The 23834-nt window shown below is 63.7% G+C and carries 24 protein-coding genes; 17 read left to right on the forward strand and 7 right to left on the reverse strand.

What is annotated here, in order from left to right; genetic code table 11:
* Positions 1 to 613: 613 nt before the first annotated feature.
* The 7 genes from CK218_RS17615 to phoB all read left to right on the forward strand — a co-directional run bounded on the left by CK218_RS17615 (position 614) and on the right by phoB (position 9707).
* Positions 614 to 3991, forward strand: a complete 3378-nt coding sequence (locus CK218_RS17615; RefSeq protein ID WP_245435071.1) for a response regulator — start codon at positions 614 to 616, stop codon at positions 3989 to 3991.
* Between the two features lie 517 nt (positions 3992 to 4508).
* Complete coding sequence (gene pstS, locus CK218_RS17620) at positions 4509 to 5567, forward strand: phosphate ABC transporter substrate-binding protein PstS (RefSeq protein WP_067002085.1); 1059 nt, start codon at positions 4509 to 4511, stop codon at positions 5565 to 5567.
* Between the two features lie 64 nt (positions 5568 to 5631).
* Positions 5632 to 6618: a phosphate ABC transporter permease subunit PstC gene (pstC, locus tag CK218_RS17625; RefSeq protein ID WP_067002087.1), complete on the forward strand. Its 987-nt coding sequence runs from the start codon at positions 5632 to 5634 to the stop codon at positions 6616 to 6618.
* Positions 6619 to 6621: 3 nt separating this feature from the next.
* Entirely contained in the window at positions 6622 to 7473 is an 852-nt protein-coding gene (gene pstA / locus CK218_RS17630) for a phosphate ABC transporter permease PstA (protein WP_067002090.1), read from the forward strand.
* The gene (gene pstB / locus CK218_RS17635) at positions 7470 to 8273 is read left to right on the forward strand and encodes a phosphate ABC transporter ATP-binding protein PstB (protein WP_095828395.1); all 804 of its coding nucleotides are present in this window, start codon (positions 7470 to 7472) and stop codon (positions 8271 to 8273) included. The genes pstA and pstB overlap by 4 nt, the downstream gene beginning before the upstream one ends.
* Positions 8274 to 8293: 20 nt before the next feature.
* A complete protein-coding gene (gene phoU, locus CK218_RS17640) occupies positions 8294 to 8998 on the forward strand; it encodes a phosphate signaling complex protein PhoU (RefSeq protein ID WP_095828396.1) in 705 nt (234 codons plus the stop codon).
* A gap of 19 nt (positions 8999 to 9017) precedes the next feature.
* Entirely contained in the window at positions 9018 to 9707 is a 690-nt protein-coding gene (phoB, locus tag CK218_RS17645; RefSeq protein WP_095828397.1) for a phosphate regulon transcriptional regulator PhoB, read from the forward strand.
* Positions 9708 to 9906: 199 nt separating this feature from the next.
* Here phoB and CK218_RS17650 read toward each other — a convergent pair whose 3' ends face one another.
* Complete coding sequence (locus tag CK218_RS17650) at positions 9907 to 11142, reverse strand: ROK family transcriptional regulator (protein WP_095828398.1); 1236 nt, start codon at positions 11140 to 11142, stop codon at positions 9907 to 9909.
* 351 nt (positions 11143 to 11493) lie between these two features.
* Here CK218_RS17650 and xylF point away from each other — a divergent pair, with 351 nt between their 5' ends.
* From xylF to CK218_RS17670, 4 genes are all read left to right on the forward strand, one after another.
* A complete protein-coding gene (gene xylF / locus CK218_RS17655; protein ID WP_095828399.1) occupies positions 11494 to 12534 on the forward strand; it encodes a D-xylose ABC transporter substrate-binding protein in 1041 nt (346 codons plus the stop codon).
* A 237-nt stretch (positions 12535 to 12771) separates the two neighbouring features.
* The gene (locus CK218_RS17660) at positions 12772 to 14136 is read left to right on the forward strand and encodes a sugar ABC transporter permease (protein WP_095782498.1); all 1365 of its coding nucleotides are present in this window, start codon (positions 12772 to 12774) and stop codon (positions 14134 to 14136) included.
* Between the two features lie 13 nt (positions 14137 to 14149).
* A complete protein-coding gene (locus tag CK218_RS17665) occupies positions 14150 to 14950 on the forward strand; it encodes an ATP-binding cassette domain-containing protein (protein ID WP_095782497.1) in 801 nt (266 codons plus the stop codon).
* A gap of 131 nt (positions 14951 to 15081) precedes the next feature.
* A complete protein-coding gene (locus tag CK218_RS17670) occupies positions 15082 to 16707 on the forward strand; it encodes a CHASE domain-containing protein (RefSeq protein ID WP_095828400.1) in 1626 nt (541 codons plus the stop codon).
* Positions 16708 to 16791: 84 nt separating this feature from the next.
* Here CK218_RS17670 and CK218_RS17675 read toward each other — a convergent pair whose 3' ends face one another.
* From CK218_RS17675 to CK218_RS17700, 5 genes are all read right to left on the reverse strand, one after another.
* Positions 16792 to 17037 (reverse strand): YMGG-like glycine zipper-containing protein, encoded by a 246-nt coding sequence (locus CK218_RS17675; protein WP_067319279.1) that lies wholly within the window; start codon positions 17035 to 17037, stop codon positions 16792 to 16794.
* Between the two features lie 105 nt (positions 17038 to 17142).
* Positions 17143 to 17445 (reverse strand): hypothetical protein, encoded by a 303-nt coding sequence (locus CK218_RS17680; protein WP_095778170.1) that lies wholly within the window; start codon positions 17443 to 17445, stop codon positions 17143 to 17145.
* Positions 17446 to 17954: 509 nt separating this feature from the next.
* The gene (locus CK218_RS17690; protein ID WP_095828402.1) at positions 17955 to 18986 is read right to left on the reverse strand and encodes a PAS domain-containing sensor histidine kinase; all 1032 of its coding nucleotides are present in this window, start codon (positions 18984 to 18986) and stop codon (positions 17955 to 17957) included.
* A 180-nt stretch (positions 18987 to 19166) separates the two neighbouring features.
* Positions 19167 to 19331 carry a DUF1328 domain-containing protein gene (locus tag CK218_RS17695; RefSeq protein WP_067002119.1) on the reverse strand — a complete coding sequence of 55 codons (165 nt, stop codon included), beginning with the start codon at positions 19329 to 19331 and terminating at the stop codon, positions 19167 to 19169.
* 165 nt (positions 19332 to 19496) lie between these two features.
* Complete coding sequence (locus CK218_RS17700) at positions 19497 to 20291, reverse strand: response regulator (RefSeq protein WP_067002122.1); 795 nt, start codon at positions 20289 to 20291, stop codon at positions 19497 to 19499.
* A gap of 222 nt (positions 20292 to 20513) precedes the next feature.
* Here CK218_RS17700 and CK218_RS17705 point away from each other — a divergent pair, with 222 nt between their 5' ends.
* The gene (locus tag CK218_RS17705; protein ID WP_095782787.1) at positions 20514 to 20717 is read left to right on the forward strand and encodes a NepR family anti-sigma factor; all 204 of its coding nucleotides are present in this window, start codon (positions 20514 to 20516) and stop codon (positions 20715 to 20717) included.
* A 3-nt stretch (positions 20718 to 20720) separates the two neighbouring features.
* Positions 20721 to 21272 (forward strand): RNA polymerase sigma factor, encoded by a 552-nt coding sequence (locus tag CK218_RS17710; protein ID WP_040973662.1) that lies wholly within the window; start codon positions 20721 to 20723, stop codon positions 21270 to 21272.
* 31 nt (positions 21273 to 21303) lie between these two features.
* On the opposite strand, the gene CK218_RS17715 is transcribed toward CK218_RS17710, so the two are convergent.
* Positions 21304 to 21648, reverse strand: a complete 345-nt coding sequence (locus CK218_RS17715; RefSeq protein ID WP_336618911.1) for a response regulator — start codon at positions 21646 to 21648, stop codon at positions 21304 to 21306.
* A gap of 198 nt (positions 21649 to 21846) precedes the next feature.
* Between CK218_RS17715 and CK218_RS17720 the strand changes: the two genes are divergently transcribed.
* From CK218_RS17720 to CK218_RS17735, 4 genes are all read left to right on the forward strand, one after another.
* Positions 21847 to 22608: a Crp/Fnr family transcriptional regulator gene (locus CK218_RS17720; protein ID WP_095828403.1), complete on the forward strand. Its 762-nt coding sequence runs from the start codon at positions 21847 to 21849 to the stop codon at positions 22606 to 22608.
* A gap of 71 nt (positions 22609 to 22679) precedes the next feature.
* Positions 22680 to 23006 carry a DUF883 family protein gene (locus CK218_RS17725; protein ID WP_095778215.1) on the forward strand — a complete coding sequence of 109 codons (327 nt, stop codon included), beginning with the start codon at positions 22680 to 22682 and terminating at the stop codon, positions 23004 to 23006.
* A gap of 10 nt (positions 23007 to 23016) precedes the next feature.
* Entirely contained in the window at positions 23017 to 23481 is a 465-nt protein-coding gene (locus tag CK218_RS17730; RefSeq protein WP_095782492.1) for a phage holin family protein, read from the forward strand.
* A 129-nt stretch (positions 23482 to 23610) separates the two neighbouring features.
* A complete protein-coding gene (locus CK218_RS17735) occupies positions 23611 to 23826 on the forward strand; it encodes a hypothetical protein (RefSeq protein ID WP_067002134.1) in 216 nt (71 codons plus the stop codon).
* Positions 23827 to 23834: the final 8 nt, after the last annotated feature.

Raw genomic sequence — 23834 nt, forward strand, 5'->3', positions numbered from 1 at the left:
AACGCCAGACACCACACAAAGGTTTCACGCGCAGTGAGGAAACACGCGATCTTATCGTAGCTACGAGGCTACTCGCAGACGACGCGATAGCGCTTACCGGGTTCGCTGACATTCCGGCAGGCGAGCGCCTTCTGTGGCTGGGAGGACGCATCAGCCAAATCCGGCTGAAAGGAAGGGGCCGTCGAAACACGTCTTCGACTGGGGGAACTCACCGGGGCGCTCGGCGGCTGAGGAAATACGTCCGTCGCGATCTGCCGCGAAGCTGTTGTTCCTGGCGGGGCCTTGTCCCAAATGCGCCTGACGTCCATCCGGCTTGGAATGATGACGGTTCCGTCGTCGCTGCGCGTGCAGCCGCTTGCCGCGAGCAGCGCCGGACAGAGAACAAAAGTCAGCATTCGACCAAGCATCAGCTATACCCCCACCGATTTTATAGCCCGGCAGCGGTGGGTTCGCCAACGGAGGGATTACCGCAGCGAGATCGGACCGGCGTCCGCCTAAAACCCGTTAACGGCATCGGGCGTGTTCGGTTGCGAATCGTTAAGGTTAGCCGATCGTTAATGCTTGTCGGGCACATTCCGCCGGCGAACCGGGAGGGTTCGGCCTGGGGGTAGGGATGGCGGATAGGGACGGTACTTTCGAGATGGGCGCCGCCCGTTTTTTCGAAGGCGCGGTCGAGCGCGGCGAGGCGGCGGTCCCCCTCGCCCCCGATCAGCATGCGGCCGCGACCTCGGAGGCGCTCGCCAATCTTCGCCTGACGGTCGATTCGATGCCGATCGGCGTCATTGTCCTCGATGCCGACCTCAGGGCGGAGATCATCAACCGCGCCTTCTACGACTTCTGGAAGATCGATCCGCTTCGCGCCACTGCCGGCTGCGGCTTCCGCGAGCTGATGGAGGCCAGCCGCGACGCCGACCCCTATGGTGCCGACGAGGTGGGCTGGCAACGCCACATCGCCGAGCGCGAGGCCGAAATCCGGGCAGGCGTTGCCGGTTCCAGGCAGTTGCCGCGCAATGACGGCCGCGTGCTGATCGCCTCGCTGGCACCGCTTGCCGGCGGCAAGCGTCTGATCTCCTATGTCGACATCACCGACATGAAGCATCGCGAGACCGAGGCAGAGGATGCGCGCAAGAATCTCGCCACGGTGCTGGAGTCGCTGCCGGCCGGCGTCATCATCTATGACCGCCACGATGAATTCGTCTTCGCCAACCGCAAGCTGCATGACAGTTTGCCGGCGCTGAAGCCGGCCTGGCAGCCGGGCCGCACCTTACGCGAGGCGCTCGCTCTCGGTCATTCCGCCGGCTATTTCCGGTCGAGCGGCGACGTCGAGATCGACAATCTCTATGGTGTCGACAAAGAACGCTGGCTCGACGCCATGCTGAAACGTTACCACCTGCCCAATTCGTCCTATGAACGGCTCAATCCCGACGGTCGCTGGTCCCAGGTCTACGACATGAGAGCGGACGACGGCACATTCATAGGGGTGCGCGTCGACATTTCCGATCTCAAGGCCCGCGAGAAGGCGCTGCGCGAGTCGATGCGGCAGATCGACCTTTACCGGCATGTCATGGACGAATTGCCGGTGGCGGCGTTCATCAAGGCCGAGGATCTTACGATCGAGTTCGTCAACAAGGCCTGGTGCGCGCTGACCGGCATTGCCAAGGAAGACGTCATCGGCAAGACGGACCGGCAGCTTTTCGGCTGCGAGGACGCCGAAAGCTACAGCCATGACGATGCCGAGGTCATCGCGACCGGCAAGGGGCGCGAAGTCGAGGAGCCTGTCAGCCATCGCGACGGCACGGTGCGGCAGCTGATGACACGCAAGAGCCGCCTCGTCGCGACCGACGGATCGGTGCATCTGGTCGGTTCCAGCACCGACATCACCGAGGTCAAGGCGCGCGAGCGGGCGCTCAAGGAAAGCATGAGCGAGAACGAGGTGTTCCGCAACCTGATCGACAACGTGCCGGTGTCGATCTACGCGAAGCGTTCGGATCTAAGGCAATTCTACGTAAACAAGGGCTGGTGCGATCTCACCGGCTTCAGCCAGGAAGAGGCGATCGGCAAGACCGACGTCGAGATCTTCGGCGCGGACGGCGAAGCTTTCGTCGCCGGCGACCTGGCGGTGCTGCGCACCGGCGAGACGCAGGAGATCGAAGAACAGGTGACGCTGCCCGACGGCAGCGTGCGTCACCAGTTCGCGCGCAAGGGCGCGATGATCGCGTCCGACGGTTCGCTCTATCTGATCGGGTCGACCACGGACATAACGGAACTGAAACAGCGCGAGGCCGAGCTCAGCGAGGCGCGCCGGCGCGCCGTGCTTGCCGACCGCGCCAAGTCGGAATTCCTCGCCAATATGAGCCACGAGATCCGTACGCCGATGAACGGCGTGCTCGGCATGGCCGAGTTGCTCGCCAAGTCGGACCTCGACCCAAAGCAGAAGACGTTCACCGACATCATCGTCAAATCGGGCAACGCGCTGCTCACCATCATCAACGACATCCTCGACTTCTCCAAGATCGACGCCGGCCAGCTCGTGCTCGACCCGGCGCCCTTCAACCTTGCCGAGGCGATAGAGGATGTGGCGACGTTGGTGTCGACCCGCGCCAAGGAAAAGGACCTCGAGCTCATCGTTCGCGTCCAGCCCGGCCTCGACGGTGAGTTCGTCGGCGACGTCGGCCGGATCCGACAGATCGTCACCAACCTGCTCGGCAATGCGGTGAAGTTCACCGACAAGGGCCATGTGCTGGTCGACGTGACCGGCGAGCGCGTTCCGTCGGGGACGAAGCTCGCCATCTCGGTCACCGATACTGGCATCGGCATTCCCGAAGACAAGCTGAAGCTGGTGTTCGAGAAATTCAGCCAGGTCGACACCTCCTCGACAAGACGGCACGAGGGCACCGGGCTCGGCCTTGCCATCACCTCGCGGCTGGTCGAACTGATGGGCGGCGAGATCGGCGTCGACAGCGCCGAGGGCAAGGGCTCGACCTTCTGGTTCACCGTCACGCTGCCGCGGGCCGAGCGAGGCGGGCAGCGGATCATGCCGGTCGACGTGACCGGCGCGCGCGTGCTGATCGTCGACGACAATGCCGTCAACCGCGCGATCCTCAGCGAGCAGATGGCTTCGTGGACCTTCGATTCCTGCGCGGCCGAAAGCGGCGCCGAGGGACTGAAGGTGCTGATTGCGGCTGCCGCCTACGGCGTGCCTGTCGACTGCGTCGTGCTCGACTACCAGATGCCGGGCATGACCGGCGCCGAAATGGCGCGCATCGTGCGCAACACCGCCGGCCTCGCGCACACGCCGATCATCATGCTGACCTCGGTCGACCAGTCGCTCGCCAGCGCCGCCTACCGCGATCTCGGCATCGATGCGCAGCTGATCAAGCCGGCGCGTTCCTCGATCTTGCTGGAGACGCTGGTCGCCACCATCCAGCGTCATCGCCACAGCACGGCGGCCATCCATCCGGCCTTGACCGGCGACGTCGAGACCGGGGCCGGCGCGCCGCAGGCGTCCACGGCGCAGGCGACGGTGGCCGATCGCGTCCTGCTGCAGCCGCCGCCGGCGCGTGCCCGTCCACGCCTGGCCGGCGCGGAGCGCGGGCTCGACATTCTCGTCGCCGAGGACAACGAGGTGAACCAGATGGTGTTCACGCAAATCCTGGGCGAGACCGGATACCAGTTCGAAATCGTCGGCAACGGCCGCAAGGCGCTGGACGCCTTCGGCAGGCTCAACCCGCGCATGATCCTGATGGATGTGTCGATGCCCGAGATGAGCGGCCTGGAGGCGACCGCGGCCATCCGCCGGCTCGAAGCCGAGATGGGCACGCATGTGCCGATCGTCGGCGTCACCGCGCATGCGCTGAAGGGCGACCGCGAGCGCTGCCTGGAAGCCGGCATGGACGATTACCTGCCGAAGCCGATCAGCCCGAAGGCGCTGCTCGAGAAGCTTGAAAGATGGCTCGGGTCGGGCGCGGAAGTTCGCCGCAGCGCCGGATAACAGCCTTTCTGCGCGGCCGTTCACGGCGTCGTCGACGAGGCCCGTCATCTGCGTCCAACGCAGACATATGGTGTGATCGCACCATACAAAACGAAGGCCAGGTCAGGACAATAGTTCCTGTCGATTCCGCCCTTCGGTTACGGGCGGGAGCAGCGACCGCCGGCAAGGAACAGCGTCGACTCTACCCCAACGGACCTGTTTTCGGCGATGGCCAGGCCATGATCCGCTCTGGCGCACAGGCAACGCGCTCTCGTCCGGATTTTATTTCCCGGCGGCCGGAGATCCCGGCCGCCGGGATAATTTTTGATTCAAAACTCGGACAAGCTGCTGATTCCCGCAGCAAACTTCGGCTCGGTCCGCAAATGGCGGCCGCAGGCCCCCCAGGCATCCCTGTTCAGGCGTTACCGGGCTGACACGAAACTGTCATGCGACTGTAATAATCGAAGTCTATTGCGCTCACCAGGCGCCGATAGACAAGGGTTGCCGAAAGACCATATTCCGAACAGGAGCAGGCCACATGAGACATTTCATCCGCTCGGCGGCCGTTGCGATTGCAATGGCTGCGGCATCCACGCTTTCCCTCTCCGCCGCTATGGCGGCCGACATCTCCGGTGCCGGCGCTACCTTCCCCTATCCGATCTATGCCAAGTGGGCCGACGCCTACAAAAAGGAGACCGGCATCGGTCTCAACTATCAGTCGATCGGCTCCGGCGGCGGCATCAAGCAGATCAAGGCCAAGACCGTGACCTTCGGCGCCTCGGACGCGCCGCTCAAGGGCGAGGATCTCAAGTCGACCGGGCTCGCGCAGTTCCCGATGGTGATGGGCGGCATCGTTCCGGTCGTCAACCTCGAAGGTGTCAAGCCGGGCGAACTGGTGCTCGACGGCCCGACGCTGGCCGACATCTTCGTCGGCAAGATCACCAACTGGAACGACGAGGCGATCAAGAAGCTCAACCCCGACGTCAAGCTGCCCGACCAGGCGATCGCGGTCGTCCACCGTTCGGACGGCTCGGGCACCACGTTCAACTTCAGCTACTATCTGGCCGAAGTCAGCGCCGACTGGAAGTCGAAGGTCGGCGTCAATACCGCGCTCGAGTGGCCGGTGGGCATCGGCGCCAAGGGCAACGAAGGCGTCGCCAACAACGTAGCGCAGACCGGTGGCGCGATCGGCTATGTCGAGTATGCCTATGCCAAGCAGAACAAGCTCACCTATACCGACCTGATCAATAAGGACGGCAAGAAGGTAGAGCCGACCGCTGCCGCGTTCTCGGCCGCTGCAGCCAATGCCGACTGGAGCTCCAAGCCTGGCTACGGCGTCATTCTGGCCAACCAGGCTGGTGCTGAAAGCTGGCCGATGACCTCCGCGACCTGGATCCTCGTCTACCAGAAGCCCGATGATGCGGCGGCCACCACCGAAGCACTCAAGTTCTTCGCCTGGTCCTACGCCAAGGGCGACGACATGGCCGCCGAGCTGGACTATGTTCCGATGCCCGACGCGGTCGTGAAGAGCGTCGAGGAAATGTGGAGCAAGGACATCGTCGACAGCAACGGCAAGCCGCTCTACTCCGGCATGTAATTCCTACGGAATAAGGAGGGCGCCGCTGGCGCCCTCCTGTCTCTTTCGAAATGCGAGGGGCGAAATGACAGCCGTTTCCGAAGCCGTGACATCGTCCGCCATACGGACCAGGGAAGCGACGGTGCGCCGCTTCGCCCTGACCGACACGATCTTCCGAACGGTCACGCGTCTCTCCGCCATACTCGTGCTGGTTCTTCTGGGCGGCGTCGCGGTCTCGCTGATCGCCGGCTCGTGGGAGGCGCTGTCGAAGTTCGGCTTCTCCTTCCTGACTACTGAATCCTGGAATCCGGTGACCGAGAATTTCGGCGCGCTCGCGCCCATCTACGGCACCGTCGTCACTTCGGCCATCGCCATCCTCATTGCCGTGCCGATCGGCATCGGCATCGCCGTCTTCCTGACCGAGCTCTGCCCGCGCCCGCTCAGGCGCCCGATCGGTATCGCGGTCGAGCTGCTCGCCGGCATTCCCTCGATCATCTACGGCATCTGGGGCCTGTTCGTCTTCGCGCCATTCCTGCAGACGACGGTACAGCCGTTCATCATCAATCTTTTCCACGGCATACCGGGTCTCGCCAGCCTGTTTGCCGGTCCGCCCTACGGCATCGGCCTGCTGACGTCGTCGCTGATCCTGGCCATCATGGTGCTGCCCTTCATCACCTCGATCACCAAGGACGTGTTCGACACGGTGCCAGCGGTGCTGAAGGAATCGGCTTACGGCATCGGCTGCACAACCTGGGAAGTGACCCGGCGTGTGGTCATCCCCTATACGCGGGTCGGCATCATGGGCGGCGTCATGCTCGGTCTTGGCCGCGCGCTCGGCGAGACGATGGCCGTCACCTTCGTCATCGGCAATGCGCACCGCATCAGCGCCTCGCTGTTTGCGCCCGGCACGACGATCTCGGCGACCATCGCCAACGAATTCACCGAAGCCGACGGCGAGCTTTACACGTCCTCACTGGTGGCACTCGGACTGATCCTGTTCATCATCACCTTCATCATCCTCGCGCTCGCACGCTACATGCTGTTGCGCATCGATAGCCGCACGGGAGCCTGACCGATGTCGACAGCCGCATCGCTCCACCGAAGCCGCAAGCGCAAGAACGCCGTGATGATGGCGCTGTGCACCATAGCGGCGGGCATCGGCCTCGTCTGGCTGGCGCTGATCCTCGGCGCCCTTCTCTATAAGGGACTCTCGGGGCTCTCGCTTTCGGTGTTCACGCAAATGACACCGCCGCCCGGCGACGCCGGCGGCCTGCTCAACGCCATCTACGGCAGCATCGTGATGACCGTCATCGGCATCGTCGTCGGCACGCCGATCGGCGTGCTCGCCGGAACCTATATGGCCGAGTACGGGCGCTTCTCGCGCCTCACGACAGTGGTGCGCTTCATCAACGACATCCTGTTGTCGGCGCCGTCGATCATCGTCGGCCTGTTCGTCTACGAGCTGATGGTGCGGCCGATGGGTCATTTCTCGGCGATCGCCGGCGCGGTGGCGCTGTCGATCCTGGTGATCCCCGTTGTCGTGCGCACCACCGAGGACATGCTGAACCTTGTGCCCAACGCGCTGCGCGAGGCTGGCACCGCCATCGGCGCGCCGCGCTGGGTGGTGATCCGCTCGGTCGCCTATCGCGCCGCACTGTCCGGCATCGTCACGGGCATATTGCTGGCAATCGCCCGCATTTCGGGCGAGACGGCGCCGCTGCTCTTCACAGCGCTCAACAACCAGTTCTGGTCGAGCAATCTCAACGCGCCGATGGCCAGCCTGCCGGTGACCATCTTCCAGTTTGCGCTGAGCCCTTATGAGGAATGGCAGCAACTGGCCTGGACGGGCGCACTGATAATCACCCTGACGGTTCTCGGGCTGAGCATCTTCGCCCGCAGCCTTACCGGACGCAGAGAGGACAGATGAAACCGATGTTGTCCACCGACCTGAACGTAGCCGAGACGACCGCCGAGAAGGCCAAGATCGAAGTCAAGAACCTCAACTTCTACTATGGCCAGTCGAAGGCGCTGAAGGACATCAACCTGTCGCTGCCCGAGCGCAGCGTCACCGCCTTCATCGGACCTTCGGGCTGCGGAAAGTCGACGCTGCTGCGCGTGCTCAACCGCATCTACGAGCTCTACCCGAAGCAGAGCGCCGAAGGCCAGGTGCTGCTCGACGGCAAGAACATCCTCGACCCCTCGCAGGACCTCAACCTGCTCAGGACCAAGATCGGCATGGTGTTCCAGAAGCCGACGCCGTTCCCGATGTCGATCTACGAGAACATCGCCTTCGGCGTCAGGCTGTATGAGAAGATCAGCAAGGCCGAGATGGACAATCGCGTCGAACAGGCGCTGAAGCGCGCCGCGCTGTGGAACGAGGTCAAGGACAAGCTCAACGCCAGTGGCCAGAGCCTTTCGGGCGGCCAGCAGCAGCGGCTCTGCATCGCCCGCACCGTGGCGGTGAAGCCGGAGGTCATCCTGCTCGACGAGCCGGCATCGGCGCTCGATCCGCTCTCGACCGCCAAGATCGAGGAGCTGATCGACGAGCTGCAGGCCGACTACACGATCGTGATCGTCACCCACAACATGCAGCAGGCGGCGCGCGTGTCGCGGCAGACGGCGTTCATGTATCTCGGCGAGCTGATCGAATTCGACCGGACCGAGAAGATCTTCACCTCGCCCCGCGAGAAGCGCACGCAGGACTACATCACCGGCCGCTTCGGCTGAGTTCATACGAGGACATAACCATGGCCCATACGGTCGCTTCCTTCGACGAGGATCTGAGGCAGATCAGCCAGCTCATCCGCGACATGGGCGATCTTGCCGGCTCGATGGTCGGCGCGTCGACCAAGGCTCTGCTGAATTCCGACAACGCGCTGGCGCAGCGCGTGGTCTCCGACGATGCCATCATGGACGCGCGCCAGCGCGAGCTCGACGATCGCGCCATCACGCTGATTGCCAAACGCCAGCCGATGGCCGACGACCTGCGCAGCGTCGTTGGCGCCATCCGCATGGCCGGCGATCTCGAGCGCATCGGCGACCTTGCCAAGAACATCGCCAAGCGCGTCGGCTCGGTCGGCATCAGCGCCGCGCCGCGCGACCTTTCGCACTCCATCGACTCGATGGCGCAGCTGGTGCTGATCCAGGTCCAGGGCGTGATCGAGGAATACGCGACCGGCGACGCCACGGCGCTCGCCAAGCTCCGCAACGACGACGAGCGCATCGACGTCAAATACACCTCCGTCTTCCGCGAGCTCCTGACCTACATGATGGAGGATCCGCGCAACATCACGGCTTGCACGCATCTGTTGTTCTGCGCCAAGAATCTGGAGCGCATCGGCGATCACGTCACCAACATCGCCGAGAACGCCTACTATGTGCTGACCGGCACGCAATTGCCCGCGAATCGTCCTAAGCAGGACGAGACGGCGATGTCGGCGCCGGCGGCCTGACAGCGAAGGTGCCTGCTAAATGATCGCGCCACGCATCATGGTGGTGGAGGACGAGGAGCCGCTGGGGGTGCTGCTCCGCTACAACCTCGAATCCGAGGGCTATCAGGTCGAGGTGGTGACGCGCGGCGACGAGGCCGAGATCCGCCTGCAGGAGAATGTGCCCGACCTGCTGGTGCTCGACTGGATGGTGCCGGCGGTGTCCGGCATCGAGCTTTGCCGGCGCCTCAGGATGCGGCCCGAGACCGAACGCCTGCCGATCATCATGCTGACGGCGCGCGGCGAGGAAAGCGACAGGGTGCGCGGCCTCTCGACGGGCGCCGACGACTATCTGGTCAAGCCGTTCTCGACACCGGAGTTCATGGCCAGGGTCAAGGCGCTGCTGCGCCGCGCCAAGCCGGAGGTGCTGTCCAGCGTGCTCAAGGTCGGTGACATCGTCCTCGACCGCGAATCGCACCGCGTCTACCGCAAGAAGAGCGAGATCAGGCTCGGTCCGACCGAGTTCCGGCTGCTGGAATTCATGATGCGGCATCCCGGCCGGGTGTTCTCGCGCAGCCAGCTGCTCGACAATGTCTGGGGCGAGACGATCTATATCGACGAGCGCACCGTGGACGTGCATGTCGGACGCCTGCGCAAGGCGGTCAACAACGGCCGGATGCCCGATGTGATCCGCACCATTCGCGGGGCGGGCTATGCGATCAAGGAAGACTAGATCCTCGGCTCGATGTTCTGACGGGTTCGGCAATTCCGGGATCTGCGTTGGTGGGTAGCCGAGACGCCTGTGCTTCGTCATCCACGGGCGGAGGGAGCTCCGCTCCTGCTCCGCCCTGGAATGACGAAGCTGCGGGGGGCTTCACTAATCTCCGGCGTCTGCAGGATGCTCGGAAGCTAACGATCGCTCTCGAAGCTGCTCAGGCTACGTTCTTGCCCGCTCTTGCCTGCACGCCCGAGGCGAAAATCTCCTGGTCGACGAAGGTCAGCGCGCGCACGGCGCAGCCTTCGCGGATCAGCGGCAATTCGTTCGGCTCGGTATCGAAGGAGATCGAATTTGAATGCTGGCCGCCGGCGGTCTGGGCGATCGCCTCGCGCAGCGCCGGCTCGATCAGGTCGAAGGCGGCGGCGCTGACGCCGACCATGGCGACCGGCGCCGGGTCGATCAGCGCGAACAGGCTGCCAAGGCCGAAGCCCAGCGCCTCCCCGGCCCGGCGATAGGCCTCGCGCTCCGGGCCATCTGTCTCGCGCGCCTTGGCGGCGAGCGCCCGCATGTCGGCGTCGCCGACATCGATCGGCTCGGCGTCCTCGCTCATCTTCATGGCGCTGCGCCAGATGGCGTAGTTGCCGGCATAGGCCTCGACGCAGCCGCGGCGTCCGCAACGGCAGAGCGCGCCGCTCGGACGATGGATCATGTGGCCGAACTCGCCGCCGGACGAATGTGTGCCGGTGAACAGCTCGCCCTTCAGCACCAGGCCCATGCCGATGCCGTGCGAGAGCAGAATGGCGATGAAATTGTCGCGATAGCGGTGGGGATCGCGCCACTGCAGCGCCACAGCCATCATGTTGCAGTCGTTTTCCATGGTGGCCGGAATGCCGAATTCCTTTTCCAGGATGTCGGCGAAGGGAATGTCGGTCAGCGGCGTGATCGGCGACCACAGCATGGCGCGGGCATGGGAATCGGTGATGCCCTGGATGCCCATGGCGATGCGGGCGACGCTGCCGACGTCGAGGTCCGGATCGTCCAGCCGGCGCCGCACGATCGCCAAGCATTCGCCGATCAGCTCGTCGCGCGGCATGGTGAGCGTATCGAGGCGGCGCTGCTCCTCGGCGATGACCTGGCCCGCATAATCGATAACGGCGACCGAGAGGAAATTGAGCGACAGCACCACTGTCACCACCGCCGCCGCCTCCGGCTTGAGCGCGAGGCCCACCTGTGGCCGGCCGCGCTTCAGAGACGCGGTCTCGCTCGGCTTGCTCTCGGCCAGGATGCCTTCCTGGATCAGGTCGGAAGAGATCGCCGAAATGGTCGAATGGCTGAGCCCGGTGGTCGCGGCGATTTCCGTGCGCGACGGCTGGCCGGCCCGGCGCACGGCCGAGAGCACCATGGCGCGGTTGCGCCGGCGCAGGTCGTCGTGGCGGATTCCGACCGACATTTTGTCTCCTCCCAGTCAGCGCGGCCTCTCGATCATGCACAGGACTCGGCGACGCACCAGATTGGTTCAGTCCCGGACGCCGGCACCCGAACCGTCCTGGTTTTTTAAAATATTCGGTGGACGCGGTCTGCGCTTCCTCCGAACTGTTCCGCGATAGTGGCAGAAGCGGTCGGCACTGTCATTATTTATTGCGGGTCTCGAAAAAAAGTACGCGACACCTCAAAAACCGTCAGAATTGCAGTTGACAGCGCTTTAGCGTTCGATCAGTATTTTTTCGAGGCTCGAAAAAAAGCCTCTACATGGCCTTCGGGCCAGTCTGGGTCGCGCCGCGAGGGGCGCAGGGAGGATATCATGAAGAGATTCGCAGCCGCCATTCTGGCGGGCGTCGCCATGTCGTTGACGTTGGCGTCGGTCGCCGAGGCGAAGGACAAGGTGATCGGCGTTTCGTGGTCCAATTTCCAGGAAGAGCGCTGGAAGACCGACGAAGCGGCGATGAAGAAGGCGATCGAGGCCGCCGGCGACAAGTACATATCCGCCGACGCACAGTCCAATCCAGGCAAGCAGCTGACCGACGTCGAAAGCCTGATCTCGCAGGGCGCGAATGCGTTGATAATCCTGGCGCAGGACGCCTCGGCGATCGGACCGGCGGTGCAGAAGGCACTCGACGAAGGCATTCCGGTCGTCGGCTACGACCGCCTGATCGAGAACAAGGACGTGTTTTATCTGACCTTCGACAACAAGGAAGTCGGCCGCATGCAGGCCCGCGAGGTGTTCAAGGCCAAGCCCGAGGGCAATTACGTCTTCATCAAGGGCTCGGGCGCCGACCCGAACGCCGATTTCCTGTTCTCCGGCTCGATGGAAGTGCTGAAGGAAGCCATCGACAGCGGCAAGATCAAGAATGTCGGCGAGGCCTATACCGATGGCTGGCTTCCCGCCAATGCGCAGAAGAACATGGAGCAGTTCCTGACCGCCAACGACAACAAGGTCGACGCGGTGGTGGCGGCCAATGACGGCACCGCCGGCGGCGTCGTCGCGGCTCTGACGGCGCAAGGGCTGGCCGGCACCGTTCCGGTCTCGGGCCAGGACGGCGACCATGCCGCGCTCAACCGCATCGCGCTCGGCACCCAGACGGTGTCGGTGTGGAAGGACGCGCGCGAGCTCGGCAAGCACGCCGCCGAGATCGCCTCGCAGCTCGCCGACGGCAAGAAGATGACCGACATCGCGGGCGCCAAGGACTTCACGACGCCTGGCGGCAACACCGTCAAGTCGCTGTTCCTGACCCCGGTCGCAATCACCAAGGATAATCTCAACGTCGTCATCGACGCGGGTTGGATCAAGAAGGATGAAGTCTGCGCGGGCGTTGCCGCCGGCAGCGTCGCGGTCTGCAACTAAGCTGGCCGTCAGGTTCAAACGCAGCGCCGCGGCCCAACGGCCGCGGCGTTTCTCGAAAGGCTTTCGGGCGTACTGAAGCCGGAGACCATTGGGGCAGTTCACTGTCCGGCAGGATCGCCGAACTGCTCCAGCCGTTTGTTTCCGCGCAATTCCAGGCGGCTACGCACTTTTTCCTGGAATTGCTCTAACATCGTGGTCCGGCATCCGCGCCAGACGGCAAGCCGGCGGGAGGAGATCATGACCGATACGACCTCTGATACGCCGGCCAACCCGGCGGCGGATCGCGCGCGGGCTTCCGAACTGAGCACCGTCGGGCGCTTCCTCAAGGCGACCGAGCTCGACACACGCATGCTCGGCATGGTCGGCGCGCTGCTGATCATCTGGATCGGCCTGCATGTCATCTCGAGCCTGCGGCTCGGCGTCAATCCGCTCGATTTCGACAGCCGAACGTTCCTGACGCCGCGCAACCTGTGGAACCTGTCGGTGCAGACCTCGGCCGTGGCCATCATGGCTTCCGGCATGGTGCTGGTCATCGTCATGCGCAACATCGACCTCTCCGTCGGATCCGCCGAGGGTTTGATCGGCATGGTGATGGGCTTTGCCCAAGTGCATTTCCTGGTGCGAATGGTTGGGCTCGAGCTTGGCAATCCCTGGATCTGGGTGCTGGCACTGTTGATCGGCCTGGCGCTCGGCCTGCTGATCGGCGCCTTCCAGGGCTTCGTCATCGCCTATCTCGAAGTGCCGGCCTTCATCGTGACGCTTGGCGGGCTGCTGGTCTGGCGCGGTGCTGCCTGGTGGGTCACCAGCGGCCAGACGGTGGCGCCGCTCGACGCCACCTTCCAGCTGATGGGCGGCGGACCGGCCGGCTCGATCGGCGCCAAATGGAGCTGGATCGTCGGGATCGTCGCCTGCGTTGCCGTGGTGTTTGCGCTGTTCAACGGCAGGGTGCAGCGCAAGCGCTTCCGTTTCCCGCTGCGTCCGATCTGGGCCGAGACGCTGCTCGGCGCGGTCACCTGCGCGGTCATCATGGGCGCGGTGTGGCTGGCCAATTCCTATCCGTGGCCGGTCGGCATCGTGAACCGCTATGCCGCCGCCAAAAACCTCACCGTCCCCGAAGGCGGCCTGTTCATCGCCCACGGCATCGCCATTCCGGTGCTGATGGCGATCGCCGTCGGCCTCGTCATGACCTTCATCACCAAGCGCACTCGCTTCGGCCGCTATGTCTTTGCCATCGGCGGCAATCCGGAAGCGGCCAACCTTGCCGGCATCAACACGCGCTGGATCACCATGAAGGTGTTCATGATCATGGGTGTGCTGGCGACGATCGCCGCGGCGATCTCGTCGGCGCGGCAGAATTCGTCGACCAATGCGCTCGGCACGCTGGACGAGCTCCTGGTCATCGCCGCGGCGGTCATCGGCGGCACCTCGCTCGCCGGCGGCTCGGGAACCGTGCTCGGCGCTATGCTCGGGGCGCTGCTGATGCAGTCGCTGCAGTCCGGCATGGTGCTTCTCGGCGTCGATTCGCCGCTGCAAAGCATCGTCGTCGGCGCCGTGCTGGTCATCGCGGTCTGGCTCGACACCATCTACCGCAAGCGGGTGTGAAGGAGGCAGCATCATGGCAGACGAGAACGCTCCCGCCGACGCCGCGCTGGTCGACATGCGCAACATCTCGATCGCCTTCGGCGGCATTCGCGCCGTCGACGACGCCTCCATCGATCTCTTCCCCGGCGAAGTGGTGGCGCTGCTCGGCCATAACGGGGCCGGCAAGTCGACGCTGATCAAGATACTGTCCGGCGCCTACAAGCGCGATGCCGGTCAGATCTTCGTCAATGGCGAGGAGGCAGCAATCTCCAACCCGCGCGACGCCAAGAAATACGGCATCGAGACGATCTATCAGACGCTGGCGCTTGCCGACAATGTCGACGCCGCCGCCAACCTTTTCCTTGGCCGCGAGCTGATGACAGCCTGGGGCACGCTCGACGACGTCGCCATGGAGGCCGAAGCGCGCAAGGTGATGGGCCGGCTCAATCCGCGCTTCCAGCGCTTCAAGGAGCCGGTGATCAAGCTGTCCGGCGGACAGAGGCAGTCGGTGGCGATCGCGCGCGCGATCCTGTTCAACGCGCGAATCCTGATCATGGACGAGCCGACGGCAGCGCTCGGCCCTCAGGAGACGGCCCAGGTCGGCGAACTGGTGCGGCAGCTCAAGGCCGACGGCATCGGCATTTTCCTGATCAGCCACGACATCCATGACGTGTTCGAGCTGGCGGACAGGGTCTGCGTCATGAAGAACGGCCAGGTCGTCGGTACGGCGCGCACCAGCGACGTGACCCAAGACGAGGTGCTCGGCATGATCATTCTGGGCAAGTGCCCGCCGGGCGCCATGCCAGGCCCGGGAGCGCTGAAAATCGCGGCCTAAGACCATAAATTGGTTGGCTAATTTGCGACTTGTTTGATGAGCCAATCGCGGCGTTGGGTTGGCCTTGCCATTGTATTGGCGCGGAGACTTGCCCATAAAGGTAGCCAACCATCCATGGGCCGCACCCTGCATTGAAAAAGCTTTTCCCGATCGTCGCCTTCATCGCCGTCGCGCTGATCAGCCTGACGATGGCGGGGTTCGCCTATTTCGCGACCCAGGAGGCGGCACGCATCAAGTTCGAGGGAACCGCCGACGATGCGCTCAACCGCATCGAGAGCCGCATCGACCTGCATCTGTCGCTGCTGCGCTCGACCCAGGCGCTGTTCGATGCTCGTAACGGCGATATCACGCGCGGCGAGTTCAAGGCCTTCCTCACCGCGCTCGACATCGACGACAATTTCGCCGGACTGCGCGGCATCGGCTTCCTGAGGCTGGCCAAGACCGGCGACGAGGCCACGCTCGAGCGCGACATCCTGCGCGCTCGCGGTTCGGCCCACCCGGTCTATCCGGCAATCACGCAGCAGCAATGGCGCACGCCCATCGTGCTTTTCGAGCCGCTCGATACCTCCAACCAGTCGATCATCGGCTTCGACATGTTCAGCGACCCGGCACGGCGGGCGGCAATCGAGAAGGCCATGGCCGACGACCGGCAGCACGCCAGTGGGCTCGTTCAACTTGGCCAGGGACAAGGGCTGGAGCAGACATTCCCCGGATTTCTGGTCTTCGTGCGGCTGAACGTGGAAACGGCCCCGGACGTCATCAATGCCAGCCGCTCCTCGACCGCCGGCTTCCTCTACGCCTCCTTCCGCGCACGCGATCTGTTCCAGGTGGCGCTCAGCAAGGCTCCGCTGCTGCCGGTCAACGTCGAAATCTTCGACGGCCAGCCGGGAGCCGACAATCTCCTGTTCCGGTCGGAGGCGCCGCCGGCCGAATCGCTCGGCGGAAAGCTGCTGGCGCGCCGGGATATCGTCGTGGCCGGCCGACCCTGGACTGTCCTGTTTCGGCCGACGAGCGCTTTCGCGCTGCCTTCCTCGCGCGCTATTCCCGTGATGCTCGGGCTGTTCGGTCTGCTGCTCGCCGGGGCGATTGCCTTGGTGGCCCGCTATCAGGAGCGCGCCTACGAGGCGAAGTCGCTGCTGCATGAGGCGACGGAGAAGAGCCTGCTGGAAAAGGAGCTGATCCTGCAGGAGATGAAGCACCGCATCAAGAACTCGATCACCAGGGTGCTGGCGATCGCGCGGCAGACTGCTTCGCAGGCCACGGACGTGAAGGAGTTCTCGGCATCATTCTCGGCGCGGTTGCAGGCGATGGCCGCGTCGCAGGACATGCTGACACGCTCGCGCTGGCAGAAAGCGGACCTCGGCGACCTGCTGCGCACCGAGCTCGGGCAGGTGTTCGGCAAAGAGCTTTCCGAAGGCATATTGTCGGGGCCGGAAGTGCTGCTTGACGAGACGACGACGCAAGCGCTCGGCCTGACCTTTCACGAGCTTGCCACCAACGCGCTGAAATATGGCGAGGCCGGCAACTCGGTGGGCGCCCTGAAGGTCGAGTGGCGGGTCGAAGGACGTGGCCGGGAGCGGACGCTGGTGCTCAATTGGCGCGAGGCCGGGCAGAAGAAACTGGAGCCGCCGGCAAAGACCGGTTTCGGCACCAAGCTGATCGATCTCAATGTCACGCGCGAATTGCGCGGTACGATCAAGCGCGACTACCGGGCCGACGGGCTTAAGGTGGAAATCCGAATACCCCTGCCAGGCTGAGCGCCCGTCAGTCAGGGTCCAACGAGGATCTACCCGGGGACCGCTGGTCGGCCCCCCGGGTAGATGACTGTGTCTCGCGGAAAATCAGTTGCAGCGGGCCTTGTATCTCGTGCCGTCAGAGCGGCGATACACGCAATAGCCATTGCGCAGGTTGCGAACCAACAGGCCGGACCCGGCGCCCACAGCCGCGCCGATCAGCGCGCCCCTGCCGCCGCCGACCAGGCCGCCGACGCCGGCGCCGATCAAGCCGCCCCCGACGACATCCTGCTCAGTCGTGGTGCAGCCGCTAACGGCGACCACGGCAACCATGGCAATGATCATTTTCCGCATAAATAGCTCCTCGCTTTTGTCCTCACTTTTGGCAGTGCCAACCGCCGTTTAGCACGAAAAAACGGGCTTTGCCTGCCCGATCTTGTTATTGCTGAAGAGAGTGTCTTACGGGCGTGCGCCGTTTGACGCGACAAGCGCGCCGGAAGTTTCCAGCGACGCGACGAGCCTGCCGTCGGGACGCACGGTCCACAGCAGTTGATCGTAGTCGTCTTCAAGTGCCGGATCGACGGCAAGGCACTCGCCCTTGACACGCGGCGTGCGCCCCTGCAGGTCGCCCAGCGCAAACGGCCGTTCGGCGATGCAAGCCTCGAAAGTCTCGAAGACGCTGACCGGCACCGACAGTTCGCGGCAATCGGTCATGGTGTCCGAGCAGCCAATGACGAGGAGCAAGGCGGCGATGTGTTCCACGGGTCGAATCCTCCCGCCGCAAAGAACGATTGTTGCCGCTCAAAAGTTCCTGCTCGGCGGAGTCGGCGCGCAATGGCGCGTGCCCTTGGCGCCGGCCGGCTGCTCGATTGGAAAGATCAGGCCAGTTGCCAGTCCACCGCCAGCACGAGAGCAGCAACAAGGGCGACGGCGCCGAGGCGAAGCGATGGATGGGAGGAACGGGGCGAGGCGGTGCTTCGGCGTCCTGGAAGCCGCCCATCGAGACGCGGGCGGCCCGCTCCAGCCTGTTCATATCGGCAATCATCTTCGGTTCCTCCCAAATCGCGGTGTGATTGCGCGGCTGGGTTTGATGCGTCGCGAGCGGTTCAGCTCCTCACGGGATCGCCGATCCACTCCAAGGTTTACGCAACTCGGAAGGGCATTGCGCGCTATCCTGGAGTTGCTTCTGCCGGGGAACACAATCGGATTTTATGGTGAACAGCAGGTTAAACGCCTCTCCGGCGGCTGACCGTTGCCCCGGGACGTGGTTGTCATTCTATCTCGAAATTGCCGCGCGGGATGGTCAGGCGATATTCGAGACGATCGTCGTCGATATCGAGACTGGCGGAGCCGTTCAGCGACGTCGGCACGACGCGTTCGAGGGCGACGCTGCCAAAACGATTTTCGGTGCGCCGACCGGCGCCGATCCTTTCTGTCCAAATCAGCAAAAGGCCAGGCGAAGTCTCGCTGCCGGCCGCGATCCTGGCGCTTACCCTGATCCGTCCGTCAGGCTGCGACAGGGCGCCGTAGCTTACCGAATTCACGGCCAGCTCGTGCATGGCCAGTCCGATATGAAGGGCAGCGTTCGGATTGAGGTAAGGGTTCTCCCCATCGAAACGCAGGCTGCGACTTGGATCGGCGCTATAGCGGCCGACCTGGCCGGACACGAGCTCACGAAGCGCCGCTCCCCGCCAGTTGGAGGATGTCACCAGATCCTGAGACGAGGCGAGCGACTGGATGCGGCCGCGAAAGTGCGTCAGGAAATCGCCGAGCGTCTCCGAGTAGCGTCCGGTCTGGGTGGCTATGCTCTGGATGATGGCCAGAAGATTCTTCGAGCGATGGCTGACCTCTCGCAGCAGCGTCTTCAGCGTCTGCTCGCGGCGCTTCTGCTCCGTCGTCTCGACCATGGTGGTGACGACGCCCTGAACCTCGCCGGAGTCGCTGCGATCGGCATCGATCCAGACATGGAACCAGCGCACGCCGTCACTGTCGGAAATGCCGAGCTCGAGGCGATCCGGGTTGCCGGTTTCAATCACCTTGCGCTTGGCTGCGCCTATGCGCTCGGACTGCGCGGGGGAAAGCACATCCTTGCCCTCGGCCGTCTCGCACGCCCACGGGGCGCGCATGTTGCGCGCCCAGACGGTCTTCATTTCACGATCCTGGTAGAGGACCGAAATTCCAGCATTGTGGAGCGCGTGGAGCAGCGCGCGCCCCACCTGCATCCCGCTTTCCGCCGGATGCATCGCGATTACTTCGTCGCTGCGCTCTTGCGTATAGTCCTTCTCTGAGGCCTTGGAACGCATTCGATACTTCCCGCATCCAGGCGCGAACGGCTTACGAGGATTGCTGCCCCGGTCTTGACCTACTGACACTTACGCTGCCCAAAAGCGGTCCGCCGGACGACATCCTTTTGGGGACATCGCCCGGCGGTGGCTGGAAACCGTTTGAGGGGTGCGGCTTCCAGTGTTCGGCACTGCCCCTGGTCAGGTTCTCCTGACGAGGCCGGCGATGAGTGAGATCACCAGGAAAGCAAGGAAGACGAAGAACAATATCTGCGCGATGCCAGCCGACGTGCCGGCGATGCCGCCGAACCCAAGCGCGCCGGCGATGATCGCGACCACAAGAAAAACGAGCGCCCAGTACAGCATGATATCTCTCCTTCTAACGTCCTGGAAAAAACGTTGCTGGATGGCGTTTGTTCCACCATTTGCGGAAAAAGACGATCCCCTGAAAACGCTTCACGGATGGGACTCCGCGCCGCATCTTGCGAGGCGCGGGCGCCTCGCATGAGAGCTCAATGATCGGACATGCGGTCAGGCCGCGGCTTTCGCCTGCCGGTCGAAGAACAGCGCCTGACTGATCAGGGCCTTCACCATGTCTGGATTGAAGGGCTTGGTCACCAGAAACGCCGGTTCGGGACGCTCGCCGGTCAACAGGCGCTCAGGGAAAGCGGTGATGAAGATCACCGGCACCGGCGTCGAGGACAAGATCTCATTAACGGCCTCTATGCCCGAGCTGCCATCGGCGAGCTGGATGTCGGCCAGCACCATTTTCGGACGCGTCTTGCCGAAAACGGCGACCGCCTCGGCGTGCGTGCGGGCGGTGCCGACAACGCGATGGCCGAGGCTTTCGACCATTTCCTCGATGTCCATGGCGATCAGCGGCTCGTCCTCGATGATCAGCACGTCGGTCGCGACCTGGCGGGAAATCTCGCTGCTTGCCTGGGCAAGCAATTCGGAGAACTCCTGTTCGTCGGCATCGAGGATTTCCGCGGCTTCATCCTCGCTGAAACCCTCTACGGCGACCAGCAGGAAAGCTTGCCTCGGCCGCGGCGCGATTGCGTTGAGATTGGCGGCCGCCCGCTGCTCCCAAGCTGTCTGCGCATGCTCTTGCGGCACGCGGATCGCAATCGAAGTGAAAAGCCTGGCAAAGACCTTGTACAGCGCAATGCGATCGCTCGATGCCTTGGGGAAAACTTCGGTGTCGGCGATGATGGCCTCCAGCATCGCAGCAACCAGGGCGTCACCGCTTTCCTGCGATCCCGACACGGCGCGCGAGAAACGGCGGAGGAAAGGCAGGTGAGGAGCGATGGTTGCGGACAGGCTCATATTTGACGTCTCCCTCAGATGACGTTGTTGCATTGCAAAGGCTAGACTCACTGGAAGTCCCGGCAAAACCAACGTCGGCTTTCTGAAAAAGTTCCGCCGGGCAGGGAACTAAATTAGGAAGCGGGCGTTTCCGGCTTTGGGATGGGCAACCAGACAAGGGTGCCGCTTGCGTCGTGATCTATGGTTTTAAAGCGGTTTCAGGTGCTGGGACTTAGGGCAAACATGAAAGAAATGTCAAAGAATGCAATAACTGGCGCCCCGAGCAGGCACCGGAACGGGGGTAGCAGTCCGCTCGGACCGAACTCCGAAATCGCCCGCAAACTCAAGCAATATTACGACGAGCTGGTCTCCGATCAGGTGCCGGATCGATTCGCTCAGTTGCTCAGCCAGCTGGAAAAGGCCGAACCCGCCGAGAAAAAGGACTGAGACATGGCGGCGGTCTCCCAGAGCTTCAAGACCGAGCTGCTCGGCGCGATCCCAAGCCTGCGCGCCTTTGCGGTGTCGCTGACGCAGAATGCCGACAAGGCGGACGACCTCGTCCAGGAAACCCTGGTCAAGGCGTGGGACAAACATGAGAGTTTCCAGCCGGGCACCAACCTCAAGGCCTGGCTGTTCACGATCCTGCGCAACGAATTCTATTCGCAGATGCGCAAGCGCGGCCGCGAGGTGCAGGACAGCGACGGCATCATGACCGCCAGGCTCGCCGTCCACCCGGCCCAGCATGGCCAGCTCGACCTCAAGGATTTCCGCGGCGCGCTGGAGCAGCTGCCGGAGGATCAGCGCGAAGCCATTATCCTGATCGGCGCGTCCGGCTTTTCCTACGAAGAGGCGGCGGAGATCTGCGGCTGCGCGGTGGGCACGATCAAGAGCCGGGTCAGCCGCGCGCGCGCCCGGCTGCAGGACATCCTGAAGATTTCTGGCGAGGACGAATACGGCCCCGACGCGATCTCGGCGCAGGTGACAGGATCAAACGCCGCCTGACACCGACCTCCGGCTCTTCGACGCTACGTCGTCACGCCGCTTTCGCGCGCCTGCAGGCGAGCGCCAGGGCCTGGATCAGATCGTCTCCCGAGTAGGGCTTGGTGACCAGCTTAATCTCGGGAAAAGAGCCTTCGAGATCCTCGGCGTCGGAGTAGCCGGACGCGAAGACGAATGGAATGCCCGCGCTGCGCAGCCGCTCGGCGAAGTCGAGTGTCGAGGTGCCGCCGAGCATCAGGTCGACGATAGCGGCGTCGAACCACGAAAACCCATCCCGCAGGTCGATTTCAGCCAGGTCCCCAACAATCGTGACCTCGGCTGCCCCTTGGTCGCGGCATAGTTGCTCGACATCCATCGCTATCAAGAATTCGTCTTCCAAGACCAGGATGCGCAATCCGTCTAGCAATGGGGGCACGTGGCGGCGACTCCTATAAGGCTTCAGTCATGCGCGGTATTCGGCGCTCTGTCATTTAAAAAAGACATGACCGGCGATGCATTGCGTGAGCGGCGGAACCTCGGTCCGGGTGAAGCGTTTGTATTCGCCCGATCGGGGCAGGGGTTTCGAAGAGGGGTCGAAATGTCCGGCCAGAGCGCATATTCCCTTGCCACCCGCCAATATCCTTGCGGCAAGTGCCCGCTGCGGCCGCTGCCAGTCTTTCGCCAATTCGAGAGTCAGGAGCTGTTGTTCGTCAGCGGGTTCAAGAAAGGAGAGCTTGCGGTCGACAAGGGGGCGACCGTGCTGGTCGAAGGCAGCCACAGCGCGCATCTCTACACCATACTTTCAGGCTGGGCATTCCGCTACAAGCTGTTGCGCGACGGGCGGCGGCAAATCCTCAACTATTCCATGCCCGGCGATCTCATCGGCCTGCAAGGCAGCCTAATGGGCGAGATGCAGCATTCCGTCGAGGCCTTGTCGCCGATGCTGCTGTGCGTCTTCGAGCGCGACCAATTGCACGAGCTTTACCGTAACTACCCGGGCCTGGCCTATGACATCACCTGGATGGCGTCGCGCGAGGAGCGCATGCTCGATGAAAACCTGCTGAGCATCGGTCGCCGTTCCGCGCTGGAGCGCACCGCCTATCTTGTCGCCTTCATCTCCAGCCGTGCCCGGGGCGCAGGCCTTAACGGCAAGCGGCCGGTGCAGATCCCGATCACGCAGCAGCATATCGCCGATACGCTCGGCCTGTCGCTAGTGCATACCAACAAGACGATCCGCAAGCTGATGGACCGTAAGCTGATCATTTGGCGTGACGGTGGTTGCGAGGTTATCAGCCATGAGGGGCTGACGGAGTTGGCCGGCTGGCAAGGTTTGGGTGAGGAGCGCAGACGGCTCATCTGACGACGACCGGCAGAACGGAACTCCGGTCTCGGCCAAGCGTTGAAATGGAAGCAAACTTAAGGAGTTACGCAATGGCGACCGCCGCAGGCAGATCCGCAACAGATACTCCCCCCAGCGCCGACCTCGAAGCCGACATCCGGCAGTTGAAGGCCGATATCGAAGAGCTCACCAGGCAATTGGCCAAGACCCGGGACGACAGTTACGGGGCAGCGCGCCGCGCGGCCGCCGAAGGCGTCGAGCAGCTGCGCGCGCACGGCGAGGCAGCGTTCGAAAGCATGCGCGGAAGCGCTCAGGATTTGGAAGCGCAGTTGATAGCCAGCGTTCGCGAAAAGCCGGTGACGTCGCTGGCGATTGCGGCGGGAGTAGGCTTCCTGTTCGCGCTGCTGTCGCGCCGCTAGCAGCCCTCATATGGGGACGCTGGTTTCGCTTATTTCCGGCCTTGCTTCCGGCGAGGCGGTGGCGGCCTTGCAAAGAGCGCGGCTGACCGCAATCCTCTACGGACTTGCCGGTGTTTTTGCCCTGTGCGGCGTCGGTTTCCTCATCGGCGCGGCCTATATCTGGCTGGCGGCGCGCTACGGGCCGCTAGCGACCAGCCTCGGCTTCGGCATCGGCTTCCTGGTGATCGCCGGGCTGATTGTCGTGATCCACAAGCTCACAACCAGCATGCGGGCGCGGCGGCGCGCGCGAAGGCGAAAGGCCGACATGACGGCGGTTGGCGTTACCGCGGCGCTCGCTCTGCTCCCGGCGCTCGCGAAAAGCAAGGGCGGCCTGGGCACGCTTCTCGCGCCCGCGATCGCGCTCGCCGCCTACGCCATCTACCGCGAGAACGTGAAGGCTGGGCCTCGAGAAAAGGATCGCAGCGAAACGCCATAGGCGCGGCAAGCCGGTCGGGGCGGCCGACCGTGCCGGATATAGCTGTCGGATTGGGAACTTTCGCGGAAAGGGTCCGTTACCCGACCATGCCGTGCTCGGCGTGCCCGCCCCCACACCTGGAGACCGACCATGCCCAAGACCGTTCCTGAAAACGAAGCCCGCCAGGGGCATTGGGGCTGGCATGCGCTCAGGATTCTCGTCGCCGGGCTGCTGCTGGTATTCATCGCCTGGGGCGTAGCCGAGATTTATGGCGTGCTGATCAAAGAGCCGAGCACCGAGCAGCAGCACGTCCCACAACCTCCAGGGACCGAGCAGGCGCCTGCTCCCAGCGGTCAAACACAGTAGTTTTGAGG

Source organism: Mesorhizobium sp. WSM3879 (genome assembly GCF_002294915.1).
GTDB lineage: Bacteria > Pseudomonadota > Alphaproteobacteria > Rhizobiales > Rhizobiaceae > Mesorhizobium.

Bases quoted from the DNA above. Each gene is read 5' to 3' on its own strand.
- CK218_RS17615 (WP_245435071.1), top strand. From the start codon at position 614: ATGGCGGATAGGGACGGTACTTTCGAGATGGGCGCCGCCCGTTTTTTC.
- pstS (WP_067002085.1), top strand. From the start codon at position 4,509: ATGAGACATTTCATCCGCTCGGCGGCCGTTGCGATTGCAATGGCTGCG.
- pstC (WP_067002087.1), top strand. From the start codon at position 5,632: ATGACAGCCGTTTCCGAAGCCGTGACATCGTCCGCCATACGGACCAGG.
- pstA (WP_067002090.1), top strand. From the start codon at position 6,622: ATGTCGACAGCCGCATCGCTCCACCGAAGCCGCAAGCGCAAGAACGCC.
- pstB (WP_095828395.1), top strand. From the start codon at position 7,470: ATGAAACCGATGTTGTCCACCGACCTGAACGTAGCCGAGACGACCGCC.
- phoU (WP_095828396.1), top strand. From the start codon at position 8,294: ATGGCCCATACGGTCGCTTCCTTCGACGAGGATCTGAGGCAGATCAGC.
- phoB (WP_095828397.1), top strand. From the start codon at position 9,018: ATGATCGCGCCACGCATCATGGTGGTGGAGGACGAGGAGCCGCTGGGG.
- CK218_RS17650 (WP_095828398.1), bottom strand. From the start codon at position 11,142: ATGTCGGTCGGAATCCGCCACGACGACCTGCGCCGGCGCAACCGCGCC.
- xylF (WP_095828399.1), top strand. From the start codon at position 11,494: ATGAAGAGATTCGCAGCCGCCATTCTGGCGGGCGTCGCCATGTCGTTG.
- CK218_RS17660 (WP_095782498.1), top strand. From the start codon at position 12,772: ATGACCGATACGACCTCTGATACGCCGGCCAACCCGGCGGCGGATCGC.
- CK218_RS17665 (WP_095782497.1), top strand. From the start codon at position 14,150: ATGGCAGACGAGAACGCTCCCGCCGACGCCGCGCTGGTCGACATGCGC.
- CK218_RS17675 (WP_067319279.1), bottom strand. From the start codon at position 17,037: ATGCGGAAAATGATCATTGCCATGGTTGCCGTGGTCGCCGTTAGCGGC.
- CK218_RS17690 (WP_095828402.1), bottom strand. From the start codon at position 18,986: ATGCGTTCCAAGGCCTCAGAGAAGGACTATACGCAAGAGCGCAGCGAC.
- CK218_RS17695 (WP_067002119.1), bottom strand. From the start codon at position 19,331: ATGCTGTACTGGGCGCTCGTTTTTCTTGTGGTCGCGATCATCGCCGGC.
- CK218_RS17700 (WP_067002122.1), bottom strand. From the start codon at position 20,291: ATGAGCCTGTCCGCAACCATCGCTCCTCACCTGCCTTTCCTCCGCCGT.
- CK218_RS17705 (WP_095782787.1), top strand. From the start codon at position 20,514: ATGAAAGAAATGTCAAAGAATGCAATAACTGGCGCCCCGAGCAGGCAC.
- CK218_RS17710 (WP_040973662.1), top strand. From the start codon at position 20,721: ATGGCGGCGGTCTCCCAGAGCTTCAAGACCGAGCTGCTCGGCGCGATC.
- CK218_RS17720 (WP_095828403.1), top strand. From the start codon at position 21,847: ATGTCCGGCCAGAGCGCATATTCCCTTGCCACCCGCCAATATCCTTGC.
- CK218_RS17725 (WP_095778215.1), top strand. From the start codon at position 22,680: ATGGCGACCGCCGCAGGCAGATCCGCAACAGATACTCCCCCCAGCGCC.
- CK218_RS17730 (WP_095782492.1), top strand. From the start codon at position 23,017: ATGGGGACGCTGGTTTCGCTTATTTCCGGCCTTGCTTCCGGCGAGGCG.
- CK218_RS17735 (WP_067002134.1), top strand. From the start codon at position 23,611: ATGCCCAAGACCGTTCCTGAAAACGAAGCCCGCCAGGGGCATTGGGGC.